The sequence below is a fragment of the Vibrio sp. ZF57 genome, assembly GCF_001691235.1.
GTDB classification, from domain to species: Bacteria; Pseudomonadota; Gammaproteobacteria; order Enterobacterales; family Vibrionaceae; genus Vibrio; species Vibrio crassostreae_C.
Genome location: NZ_MAKD01000070.1, coordinates 40358 through 52509, shown reverse-complemented (window position 1 = coordinate 52509; position 12152 = coordinate 40358). Strand labels below are relative to the sequence as shown.

14 protein-coding genes are annotated in these 12152 nt (G+C 44.9%); all 14 read left to right on the top strand.

What is annotated here, in order from left to right; genetic code table 11:
- Positions 1-71 precede the first annotated feature (71 nt).
- The gene (locus tag A6D97_RS08025) at positions 72-743 is read left to right on the top strand and encodes an amino acid ABC transporter permease (RefSeq protein ID WP_009848134.1); all 672 of its coding nucleotides are present in this window, start codon (positions 72-74) and stop codon (positions 741-743) included.
- The gene (locus tag A6D97_RS08020) at positions 740-1477 is read left to right on the top strand and encodes an amino acid ABC transporter ATP-binding protein (RefSeq protein ID WP_017063027.1); all 738 of its coding nucleotides are present in this window, start codon (positions 740-742) and stop codon (positions 1475-1477) included. The genes A6D97_RS08025 and A6D97_RS08020 overlap by 4 nt, the downstream gene beginning before the upstream one ends.
- A gap of 206 nt (positions 1478-1683) precedes the next feature.
- A complete protein-coding gene (gene rpmH, locus A6D97_RS08015; RefSeq protein ID WP_004735800.1) occupies positions 1684-1818 on the top strand; it encodes a 50S ribosomal protein L34 in 135 nt (44 codons plus the stop codon).
- 45 nt (positions 1819-1863) lie between these two features.
- Positions 1864-2187: a ribonuclease P protein component gene (rnpA, locus tag A6D97_RS08010; RefSeq protein WP_017055478.1), complete on the top strand. Its 324-nt coding sequence runs from the start codon at positions 1864-1866 to the stop codon at positions 2185-2187.
- Positions 2154-2411 (top strand): membrane protein insertion efficiency factor YidD, encoded by a 258-nt coding sequence (gene yidD / locus A6D97_RS21490; RefSeq protein WP_004735802.1) that lies wholly within the window; start codon positions 2154-2156, stop codon positions 2409-2411. The genes rnpA and yidD overlap by 34 nt, the downstream gene beginning before the upstream one ends.
- Positions 2412-2413: 2 nt before the next feature.
- Positions 2414-4036 (top strand): membrane protein insertase YidC, encoded by a 1623-nt coding sequence (gene yidC, locus A6D97_RS08005; protein WP_017058806.1) that lies wholly within the window; start codon positions 2414-2416, stop codon positions 4034-4036.
- Positions 4037-4166: 130 nt separating this feature from the next.
- Positions 4167-5528, top strand: coding sequence for a tRNA uridine-5-carboxymethylaminomethyl(34) synthesis GTPase MnmE (gene mnmE / locus A6D97_RS08000; protein WP_029235098.1), 1362 nt, complete (start codon positions 4167-4169; stop codon positions 5526-5528).
- 50 nt (positions 5529-5578) lie between these two features.
- Positions 5579-6013: an FMN-binding protein MioC gene (gene mioC / locus A6D97_RS07995; protein ID WP_017058804.1), complete on the top strand. Its 435-nt coding sequence runs from the start codon at positions 5579-5581 to the stop codon at positions 6011-6013.
- A 482-nt stretch (positions 6014-6495) separates the two neighbouring features.
- Positions 6496-8391: a tRNA uridine-5-carboxymethylaminomethyl(34) synthesis enzyme MnmG gene (gene mnmG / locus A6D97_RS07985; protein WP_017058802.1), complete on the top strand. Its 1896-nt coding sequence runs from the start codon at positions 6496-6498 to the stop codon at positions 8389-8391.
- The gene (gene rsmG / locus A6D97_RS07980) at positions 8391-9023 is read left to right on the top strand and encodes a 16S rRNA (guanine(527)-N(7))-methyltransferase RsmG (RefSeq protein ID WP_017058801.1); all 633 of its coding nucleotides are present in this window, start codon (positions 8391-8393) and stop codon (positions 9021-9023) included. Before mnmG ends, rsmG begins: the two co-directional genes overlap by 1 nt.
- A 14-nt stretch (positions 9024-9037) precedes the next feature.
- Entirely contained in the window at positions 9038-9811 is a 774-nt protein-coding gene (locus A6D97_RS07975) for a ParA family protein (protein ID WP_029235097.1), read from the top strand.
- Between the two features lie 23 nt (positions 9812-9834).
- A complete protein-coding gene (locus tag A6D97_RS07970) occupies positions 9835-10716 on the top strand; it encodes a ParB/RepB/Spo0J family partition protein (RefSeq protein WP_065584158.1) in 882 nt (293 codons plus the stop codon).
- 191 nt (positions 10717-10907) lie between these two features.
- Entirely contained in the window at positions 10908-11297 is a 390-nt protein-coding gene (locus A6D97_RS07965; protein WP_010433210.1) for a F0F1 ATP synthase subunit I, read from the top strand.
- A gap of 8 nt (positions 11298-11305) precedes the next feature.
- Positions 11306-12103, top strand: coding sequence for a F0F1 ATP synthase subunit A (gene atpB / locus A6D97_RS07960; RefSeq protein WP_009848124.1), 798 nt, complete (start codon positions 11306-11308; stop codon positions 12101-12103).
- Positions 12104-12152: the final 49 nt, after the last annotated feature.

Below are 12152 nucleotides of genomic sequence, written 5' to 3'. Positions count from 1 at the left end.
CTGATTAAAAAACCTGATACAACAGTACTTACATATAGAACAACACTGCCAATAAAAATACGAGATAGATTATGGGATTTGACTTTAATTACATGCTAGAGCTGTTGCCAATACTACTGAAGTATTTAGGCACCACGATGGAGATGGCGACCTGGGGCTTGTTCTTTGCTCTGATCCTGTCTCTGATACTGGCGAATATTCGTGTATTCAAAATCCCAGTGCTCGACCAACTGAGCCAGCTGTACATTAGCTTCTTCCGAGGCACACCACTGTTGGTGCAGCTGTTCCTCCTTTATTACGGCTTACCACAAGTCTTCCCGTGGATGGTTGGGTTGGATGCCTTCAGCGCCGCTGTGATTGGCTTAACCCTGCACTTTGCCGCGTATATGGCAGAAAGTATTCGTGCCGCGATTATCGGTATTGATCGCAGCCAGATGGAAGCCAGCCTTTCGGTCGGTATGACAACCAGCCAAGCGATGCGCCGAGTGATCTTACCGCAAGCAACTCGCGTGGCACTGCCGTCGTTGATGAACTACTTCATCGATATGATCAAGTCGACTTCACTTGCCTTCACCCTAGGTGTCGCCGAAATCATGGCTAAAGCTCAGATGGAGGCTTCTTCAAGTTTCCGCTTCTTCGAGGCTTTCTTAGCAGTCGCACTGATTTACTGGGGCGTGGTGGTTATCCTCACTCGTATTCAAATTTGGGCCGAAGTGAAACTGAATAAGGCGTATGTACGATGATCAAATTACAAAGTATCCACAAGCAGTTTGGTGACACCGAAGTTTTGAAAGGGATCGACCTAGAAATCAAACAAGGTGAGATAATTGTCATCATAGGTTCAAGTGGTACGGGTAAATCTACCCTACTGCGTTGTGTGAATTTTCTAGAGCAAGCCGATCAAGGCACGATTTCGATTGATGATATCAAGGTTGATACTCAGAAACACACTAAGGCAGAGGTGCTTGCACTGCGTCGTAAGACCGGTTTTGTGTTCCAAAACTATGCACTGTTCGCTCACCAAACCGCGAGACAGAATATTGCTGAAGGTTTAATTACCGTTCGTGGTTGGAAAAAACAGCAAGCCCATGAAAAAGCACAACAAATACTTGATGATATTGGCTTAGGTGACAAAGGTGATAGCTACCCAGCCGCGCTCTCTGGTGGCCAGCAACAACGGGTGGGTATTGGCCGTGCAATGGCACTACAACCCGAGCTTTTACTGTTTGATGAGCCGACTTCAGCGCTCGATCCTGAGTGGGTTGGCGAAGTGCTTAACCTAATGAAAAAACTGGCAAATCAGCATCAAACCATGCTGGTGGTTACCCATGAAATGCAGTTCGCGAGAGAGGTCGCAGACCGAGTGATCTTCATGGCTGACGGTCATATTATCGAGCAGGGATCTCCACAGGATATTTTTGGTAATCCACAGGATCCTAAATTAAAAAAATTCTTAAATAAGGTTGGGATCGACTAAGGATCCTTGTGATTTTAGTTATTCTACGTATAATCCCCCGACCGGAATTTTAGTTAACCCAATCATTGACACTTTTTGTGACAGTGATTACAATTCCGCCTCTTTGTTGAGAGGCGTCGGTTTTCCTTTCTTATATAAAGAAGAGAAAAAATGCCCACGCCGGGTTTAACAAAAACCTAAAACTACTGATCAGTAAGGTAATTACAATGAAACGCACTTTTCAACCTACAGTTCTAAAGCGTAAGCGTACTCACGGTTTCCGTGCTCGCATGGCTACTAAGAACGGTCGCGCAACAATCAATGCACGTCGTGCAAAAGGCCGTAAGCGTCTTTCTAAGTAATCTTTGATTATTTTGAATAAGCTAGCCTTCGGTCGGGAGTTACGCTTGTTAACTCCCGAACATTATCAAAATGTCTTCAAGCAAGCTCATCGAGCTGGCTCCCCTCATTTCACCATCATTGCCCGAAATAACTCTCTTTCAAATCCTCGTCTTGGATTAGCCGTTCCGAAAAAGCAGATTAAAACCGCCGTGGGTCGTAACCGATTCAAGCGTCTTACTCGTGAAAGCTTTCGTAACACTCAACACAAACTTCCTAACAAAGATTTTGTTGTAATCGCTAAGAAGAGCGCGCAAGATTTAAGCAATGAAGAAATGTTCAAGCTACTCGACAAATTATGGCTTCGCCTGTCTCGCCCTTCGCGTGGATAGCGCTAATACCCATCTATTTTTATAGATGGTTTATTAGTCCACTCATCGGCCCACGCTGCCGATTTACTCCAACCTGCTCTTTATATGCGATAGAAGCGTTGAAAGCTCACGGTTTTGTAAAAGGGTGTTGGTTATCAGGCAAACGTCTATTAAAATGCCATCCTTTGAACGAAGGGGGCTTTGACCCCGTTCCACCAGTCCAAAAACAAGACAGAGATAAATAACGATGGATTCTCAACGTAATATCCTGTTAATCGCATTGGCTTTGGTTTCTTTCCTACTGTTCCAACAATGGAACGTAGCTCAGAATCCAGCACCACAAGCGGTTGAGCAGGCACAATCTGGCAGCACCCTACCAGCGCCATCTTATGCAGATGATCTAGACCCGGCTCCTGGTCAAGTTGCTTCTTCTGCTAAAACTATCACAGTAACAACTGATGTACTGACTCTGTCAATTGATACGGTTGGTGGTGATGTCGTTAAAGCAAACCTAAACGATTACTCTGCTGAGTTCGATTCTGAAGATACGTTTGTTCTTCTTAAAAACGAACCAGGTCACCAATTTATCGCACAAAGCGGTCTAGTGGGTCCTCAAGGTATCGATTTAAGCAGCACAAACCGCCCAAGCTACACAGTTTCAGCAGACAGCTTCACGCTTGCTGATGGTCAGGATGAACTACGCATCCCGATGACTTACCAAGCGAACGGCCTTGATTACACGAAAACATTCATCCTTAAGCGTGGCAGCTACGCAATGGATGTTGAATACGATGTAGTCAACAACTCTGGTAACAACGCGACATTCGGCATGTACGCTCACCTGCGTCAGAACGTAATGGATGACGGCGGTAGCCTAACAATGCCAACTTACCGTGGTGGTGCTTACTCTACGGAAGATACGCGTTACAAAAAATACAGCTTCGACGACATGCAAGATCGCAACCTGTCTCTTAACCTAGCAAACGGTCAAGGTTGGGCAGCGATGATTCAGCACTACTTTGCAAGTGCATGGATCCCACGCGACGAAGCAGGCAGCAACCTTTACACTCGTGTAATTGGTAACCTTGGCGACATCGGTGTTCGCATGCCGAACAAAACCATCGCTACTGGCGACGAAGCAAACTTCAAAGCAACGCTTTGGGTTGGTCCTAAACTTCAAGACCAAATGGCTGCTGTTGCACCTAACCTAGACCTAGTAGTTGACTACGGTTGGTTATGGTTCATTGCTAAACCACTTCATACTCTGCTTTCGTTCATTCAAGGCATCGTTGTGAACTGGGGTCTGGCAATCATCTGTCTAACTTTCATCGTTCGTGGTGCTATGTACCCACTAACGAAAGCTCAGTACACGTCTATGGCGAAAATGCGTATGCTTCAGCCTAAGCTGACTGCAATGCGTGAGCGTATCGGCGACGACCGTCAACGCATGAGCCAAGAAATGATGGAGCTTTACAAGAAAGAGAAAGTAAACCCACTAGGTGGCTGTTTACCTATCCTTCTGCAAATGCCTATCTTCATTTCGCTATACTGGGCACTAATGGAGTCTGTTGAACTGCGTCACTCACCGTTCTTCGGTTGGATTACTGACCTTTCAGCACAAGACCCATACTACATCTTGCCACTTCTGATGGGTGCTTCAATGTTCCTAATCCAGAAGATGAGCCCGACAACTGTAACGGATCCAATGCAGCAGAAGATCATGACCTTTATGCCGGTTATGTTCACATTCTTCTTCCTGTTCTTCCCTTCAGGTCTGGTTCTATACTGGCTAGTATCGAACATCGTAACTCTGATTCAGCAAACGCTTATCTACCGCGCGCTGGAAAAGAAAGGCTTACATTCTAAGTAAGTTCGATAATAGAAAGAGACAAAGAAAGGCGACCAAAAGGTCGCCTTTTTGTTTTTAGCTGATTACAATTCAGCTAATTGATTAATCGTGAGCGCCCCTTTTTGGCTTTCACATGCTAGCAGGCACAACTATGACTACAGATACGATTGTTGCTCAAGCGACTGCACCCGGCCGTGGCGGCGTCGGTATTATTCGCGTTTCAGGCCCACAAGCAGCCCAAGTTGCGCTTGAAGTTACCGGCAAAGTACTGAAACCACGTTACGCTGAGTACACCCCTTTTAAATCTCACGATGGTTTAGAGCTAGACCAAGGCATCGCGCTTTACTTTCCTAACCCGCACTCGTTTACCGGTGAAGACGTTTTAGAGCTGCAAGGCCACGGTGGTCCTGTGGTAATGGATATGCTCATCAAGCGCATCCTCGCTATTCCAGGGCTACGCGCAGCACGCCCAGGTGAGTTCTCGGAGCGTGCCTTCTTGAACGACAAGATGGATTTAACCCAAGCAGAAGCGATTGCTGACCTCATTGATGCCAGTTCAGAAGAAGCGGCGAAATCAGCTCTGCAATCGTTACAAGGCGAGTTTTCAAAACGCATTAATACGCTGGTGGATTCTCTGATTCACTTACGCATCTATGTTGAAGCCGCTATCGACTTCCCAGAAGAAGAGATTGATTTCCTTGCTGACGGTAAAGTAAGTGCTGACTTACAAGCTATCATCGACAACCTCGAAGCGGTTCGCCAAGAAGCCAATCAAGGTGCCATCATGCGTGAAGGTATGAAGGTGGTGATTGCAGGTCGTCCTAATGCCGGTAAGTCGAGCTTACTGAATGCATTATCGGGTAAAGACTCCGCGATTGTGACTGATATTGCAGGTACAACCCGTGATGTACTTCGTGAACATATCCATATTGATGGTATGCCACTGCACATTATTGATACCGCAGGCCTGCGTGAAGCCTCGGATGAAGTCGAAAAAATCGGTATTGAACGCGCTTGGGAAGAAATTGCTCAAGCCGATCGCGTTTTATTTATGGTCGATGGCACCACTACCGATGCAACCGACCCGAAAGATATCTGGCCAGATTTCGTTGATCGTCTGCCGAATAACATCGGAATGACCGTGATTCGTAACAAAGCCGATCAAACCGGTGAAGATCTCGGGATTTGCCATGTTAATGATCCAACTCTGATTCGACTATCAGCAAAGACGGGACAAGGCGTTGATGCACTACGTAATCACTTAAAAGATTGCATGGGCTTTGCTGGTGGCAATGAAGGTGGCTTCATGGCACGTCGTCGCCACTTAGATGCCCTAGAACGCGCATCTGAGCATCTAGATATTGGCCAGCAACAGCTCGAAGGCTATATGGCAGGGGAAATCTTGGCAGAAGAACTGCGTATAACGCAGCAACACCTTAACGAGATTACTGGTGAATTCAGTTCCGATGACCTACTCGGCCGTATCTTCACCTCTTTCTGTATTGGTAAATAACCTTTAAAGGCCGGCTCATGCTGGCCTTTTTCTTTAGTAAGGACAGCTTAATGATCCACATTATTACAGGCAGCACCTTAGGTGGTGCAGAGTACGTTGGCGATCACCTTAATGATCTTCTTGAAGAGCAAGGCCACGAGATCACCCTTCATAATCAGCCTGAATTCGATGATATTCCCCAACAAGGCTTTTGGTTGCTGGTGACTTCAACTCATGGTGCGGGTGAATTTCCAGATAATATTAAGCCGTTTATCGACGCATTGACCCAGCAATCTCCAGATTTAAGCCCGGTTCGCTTTGCTGTCGTGGCGCTTGGTGATTCGAGTTACGATACCTTCTGTTTGGCGGGAAAATCAGTCCACAGCCAGATGAAAGAGCTCGGTGCTCAGCCTATTTCTGACTGTTTTACCATCGATGTATTGGAAACTCCGGTACCAGAAGACGCAGCAGAAGCTTGGTTCAACGATCATAGCGACCAGTTTTAACCTCTCTCCTCTCTCAAAAAGCGGCTTATGCCGCTTTTTTTGTCTCTGAACATCGTGATTGTGAATAACTTTTTTTCAAAAACATCGAAAATTAGCGATCTATTTTCAATTTCTGCTGTGGATAAGATCATACATATACGGTGATTAACCTATAGTTATCCAAATAACAAGTTTTAGGCTAATTTCCTCCTGTGAATAAGTAGCCATTTTGATCCCAGTTAATCCTCATCCTGATCAAAGTTAGATCACATCATTTGATCCAAAAAAGATCCATGATCTCGTTGATCATTTCCGACTTATCCACAGATACCCTCGATCCTAATAATAGATCTAATAAAAGATCTCCTTAAAGATCTTATCTATATTAATTAAAAACAGCTTTTTCGAAAAATCCCAAAAACGTTTTCTCAGGCTATGAAAACAGGTAGAATATCGCTCCTTTTTATCAATCTAGAAAACGTTTGAATACCTGAGGTCGGTTCATGCTTTATCACGAAAAATTTGACGTCATCGTTGTTGGTGGTGGCCATGCAGGAACGGAAGCCGCACTCGCATCTGCACGTACTGGTCAAAGTACGTTATTACTTACTCATAATATCGATACACTAGGACAAATGTCTTGTAACCCAGCCATTGGCGGGATCGGTAAGGGCCACTTGGTAAAAGAGGTCGATGCAATGGGTGGATTAATGGCGCAAGCTATTGATCATGCAGGTATTCAGTTCAGAACATTGAACGCATCAAAAGGCCCTGCGGTTCGTGCTACTCGTGCACAAGCTGACCGCGCACTGTACAAAGCCTTTGTTCGTAACGTTCTTGAAAACACGCCAAACCTGACTTTGTTCCAACAGTCGGTTGATGACTTGATCGTTGAGCAGGATCAAGTGGTAGGTGTGGTAACGCAGATGGGCCTTAAGTTCCGCGCAAGCGCTGTGGTTCTGACTGTGGGCACATTCCTAGGCGGCAAGATCCATATTGGTATGGAAAGTTCTTCAGGTGGCCGTGCTGGTGATCCACCATCGATCGCACTGGCTGACCGTCTTCGTGATCTTCCATTCCGAGTTGATCGCCTGAAAACAGGTACTCCTCCTCGTATCGATGCGCGTAGCGTTGATTTTTCTGAGCTTGAGGTTCAGCACGGTGATAACCCGACGCCTGTTTTCTCGTTCATGGGCAGCCGAGCTCAACAACCTCGTCAAATTCCATGTTACATCACGCATACCAATGAAAATACGCATGACGTAATTCGTGCCAACCTTGATCGCAGCCCTATGTACGCGGGTGTGATTGAAGGCATTGGCCCTCGTTACTGCCCTTCGATTGAAGACAAAGTAATGCGTTTTGCTGACAAGAACAGTCACCAAATTTTTATTGAGCCAGAAGGTCTAACGACTCACGAGCTATACCCGAATGGTATCTCTACCAGTCTGCCGTTTGATGTACAGGTTCAAATTGTTCGTTCGATGAAGGGCTTTGAAAATGCTCATATCGTTCGCCCTGGCTATGCGATTGAGTACGATTTCTTTGATCCTCGCGACCTTAAGCTGACTTACGAAACTAAGTTTATCAAAGGTCTATTCTTTGCGGGTCAAATCAACGGTACCACTGGCTATGAAGAAGCGGCTGCACAAGGCTTGATGGCCGGTCTGAATGCAAGTTTGTTTACTCAAGGCAAAGAAGGCTGGAGTCCACGTCGTGACCAAGCTTACATGGGCGTGCTTATCGACGACCTATCTACCATGGGTACCAAAGAACCTTACCGCATGTTTACGTCTCGCGCGGAATACCGTCTGCTGCTTCGTGAAGACAACGCCGATATCCGCTTGACTGAAAAGTCGCGTGAACTTGGCCTTGTTGATGACGCTCGTTGGGCTCGTTTCAACGAGAAGATGGAAAACATGGAGAAGGAGCGTCAACGTCTGAAAGAGACTTGGATTAATCCAAAATCTGAAGATATTGATCAACTGAACCAAATTCTGAAAACACCAATGTCTCGTGAAGCGAGCGGTGAAGATCTTCTTCGTCGCCCTGAAATGACTTATTCACAGTTAACCGCATTGGATCGTTTTGGTCCTGCACTGGAAGATCAACAAGCGTCTGAGCAAGTTGAGATCCAAGTGAAGTACGATGGTTACATTCAGCGTCAACAAGACGAAATTGAAAAATCACTGCGTCATGAAAACACCAAACTGCCTGCTGATATCGATTACAGCAAGGTAAAAGGACTTTCTAACGAAGTGGTTCTTAAACTAACGACAGCTAAGCCTGACTCAATTGGTATTGCTTCGCGAATTTCAGGTATCACACCTGCAGCAATCTCAATTCTGTTGGTTTACTTGAAAAAACACGGCCTGTTGAAAAAAGGTGAGGAAGCATAATGAGCGCATTACGCGAAAAACTGGATCACCTTATTGGCCAGACTGAACTTGAAGTATCTGAAAAACAACGTGGCCAGTTGGTTGGCTACGTTGAGTTACTGAACAAGTGGAACAAAGCTTATAACCTAACATCAGTTCGTGACCCACAAGAAATGATGGTGAAACATATCTTAGATAGCATCATTGTTAGCACTCACTTACAAGGTAAGCGCTTTATCGATGTGGGTACGGGACCTGGTCTTCCTGGGATTCCGCTCTCAATCATGAATCCAGACTGCGAGTTTTACTTGCTAGACAGCCTAGGTAAGCGTATTCGTTTTATCAAACAGGTGATTCATGAGCTGGGTATCGACAACGTGGTACCGGTTCAAAGTCGCGTTGAAGAATTTCAACCAGAAGAAAAGTTTGATGCAGTGCTCAGTCGTGCATTTGCGTCAATGACAGACATGGTAGAGTGGTGTCACCATTTACCTAAAGAGCAATCCGGTGTATTTTTGGCTCTTAAGGGACAACATCCTAGAGACGAAATCGACCTGTTACCTGAATGGTGTTCAGTGACAGACATTAAAGCTTTGCAAGTGCCAGAGCTTGATGGAGAGCGTCATCTAGTTACTTTATCGCGTCAGGGATAATCAGCGAGGCCATAGTGGGTAGAATCGTAGCAATTGCCAACCAGAAGGGTGGCGTAGGAAAAACAACAACTTGCATTAATTTAGCAGCATCAATGGCGGCAACAAAACGCAAGATATTGGTTGTTGACCTCGATCCTCAAGGTAATGCCACTATGGCGAGCGGTGTCGACAAGTATCAAGTTGAAGCAACAGCTTACGATTTGTTGGTTGAAGACACCCCATTTGATGAGGTGGTTTGCCGGAGTACATCTGGCAATTATGACCTCATCGCCGCGAACGGTGATGTTACTGCGGCAGAAATCAAGCTGATGGAAGTGTTTGCTCGTGAAGTTCGTTTAAAAAATGCACTCGAACCCATTCGTAATAACTATGATTTCATCTTTATTGATTGCCCGCCCTCATTAAACCTTCTTACAATCAACGCGATGGCTGCGGCCGACTCCGTATTGGTTCCTATGCAATGTGAATACTTTGCTTTGGAAGGTTTGACTGCATTGATGGATACCATCAGTAAGCTAGCGGCTGTTGTAAACGAGAACCTGAAGATCGAAGGTCTTCTGCGTACTATGTACGATCCTCGCAACCGCTTATCGAACGAAGTATCTGATCAACTCAAAAAACACTTTGGTAGCAAAGTCTACCGAACTGTGATCCCTAGAAATGTGCGTCTGGCAGAAGCCCCGAGTCACGGCAAGCCAGCAATGTACTACGACAAATATTCCGCAGGAGCTAAGGCTTACCTTGCTCTTGCTGGCGAAATGTTGCGTCGTGAAGAAGTCCCAGTATAGGTCCAACCAAAGGAATTCGCTCAATGTCTAAGCGTGGTTTAGGAAAAGGGCTAGATGCATTGCTTGCAACTAGCTCATTGGCTCGTGAAAAACAGCAAGTTGCTTCTCATAGTCAGGCGTTGTCGGCTGATGGTGAGCTTATTGAACTGGCTGTTGGTTGCTTGAAGCCTGGTGTATATCAACCGCGTAAGGATATTGCGCCGGAAGCGCTAGAAGAGTTAGCGGCATCTATACAATCTCAAGGCATTATCCAACCGATCGTTGTACGCCCTTTAGCGCACGACCAATTTGAGATTATTGCTGGTGAACGTCGTTGGAGAGCGGCTCGTCAAGCTGGTCTTAAACAAGTTCCATGCTTGATCAAGAGAGTAGAAGACAAGGCCGCGATTGCGATGGCATTGATCGAGAACATTCAACGTGAAGATCTGAATGTTATCGAAGAATCACAAGCGCTAGAGCGCTTGCAGAACGAGTTTTTACTGACACATCAGCAGGTCGCCGATGTGATTGGTAAATCCAGAGCTACCGTTAGTAACTTATTACGTCTAAATCAGCTCGAAAATGAAGTAAAAGGTTTAGTTTCCAGTAAACAACTAGAAATGGGGCATGCTAGAGCACTGCTTGCGCTTGAAGGTGTTACCCAGGTTGAGGCAGCGAATACCGCAGCAACCAAAAAAATGACCGTGCGTCAAACTGAGCAACTTGTCAAAAAGTGCTTAAAACCAGACGTTGAAGCGGAATCGAAGCCCGAAGACACTGAGGCCATCGAACTTTCACGAAGACTCACGGAAAAATTGCAAGCAAACGTTTCAGTTACTCGTTCTGTTAGCGGTAAGTCAAAAGTGACAATTACTCTTGATGAGCCTCACAAATTAGAGCAACTTATTGCTAAACTAGAGTACTAAATGAGATAATTGATTTAGGTCAATTATGTAATAAACAAGTAATTTCTTACAAAAGTTGTCGGTTTGTATACAGAAATGTAAATGATTGCTGCATTCTTATTGCAATCAATTTGGCTGAACGTATAATTTTCGCCAATTTCTCAGCACGCTTTTAAGCGAGTGGTAAAGTGGGCTTAAAGAGGAACGAATACATGGTAGCGGCGTTAGCAAGACCAGGACGAGTGCTTGCAAAGCAAATGTTATTGATCGAGCTTAGCGCGGTTATATTAGTGGCGATAGGGTTAGGTTTAGCTGTTAATCCTGATTGGGGTTTTGCTGCATTGGTTGGTGGCGGTATTTTTGTCATCGCGAATGTGGTTTTTTGTGTGTGTGCTTTCCTATTTTGTGGAGCTCGCGCAACTAAGTTAGTTGCGGCGTCGTTCTATGCAGGTGAAGCACTAAAGATCCTTATCACAGTTCTACTATTCTCTATTGTCTACATGTATATGCAGGTGGAATTAATTCCCCTCAAACTGACCTATTTACTGGTTCTAGGTATTAATATCTTTGCGCCAGTGCTTTTCATTAACAATAAAAAATAGGATGAGTTATGGCTGCGCCAACAGCATCCGGATACATTGAACACCATTTACAAAACCTTTCTTTAGCTAAGTTTGGTCTTGTAGAGGAGACAAGTTTCTGGAACGTACATATAGACAGTCTGTTTTTTTCGGTGTTGACAGGGATGTTATTCCTTTGGGTTTTTCGCTCAGTCGCTAAGAAAGCAACAGTAGGTGTACCTGGTAAGCTTCAGTGTTTTGTTGAAATGGTAGTGGAATTCGTTGGCGACAACGTTAAAGAAACTTTCCATGGTCGCAACCCTCTGATTGCCCCACTAGCACTGACTATATTCTGCTGGATTATCATTATGAACTTGATGGACTTAGTGCCTATCGATTTCTTACCATATCCTGCAGAGCATTGGCTAGGTATCCCTTACTTGAAAGTGGTTCCTACAGCTGATGTAAATATAACCATGGCAATGGCTTTGGGTGTTTTTGCTCTGATGATCTACTACAGCATCAAAGTGAAAGGCCTAGGCGGATTTGCTAAAGAATTGGCACTGCATCCATTTAATCACCCAATCATGATCCCATTTAACTTGGTACTTGAGGTAATTTCGTTATTAGCGAAGCCACTATCTCTAGGTATGCGTTTATTTGGTAATATGTTTGCGGGTGAGGTGGTGTTTATTCTTATCGCGGCAATGCTACCGTGGTACTTACAATGGGTAGGTGCACTACCTTGGGCTATCTTCCATATCTTAGTTATATTGATTCAAGCGTTTGTTTTCATGATGTTGACAATCGTTTACTTATCAATGGCTCATGAAGATAGTGATCACTAAAAAATTTTTAAGCTTTATTCTAACTATTAATGTTAATCGGAGAACGTAA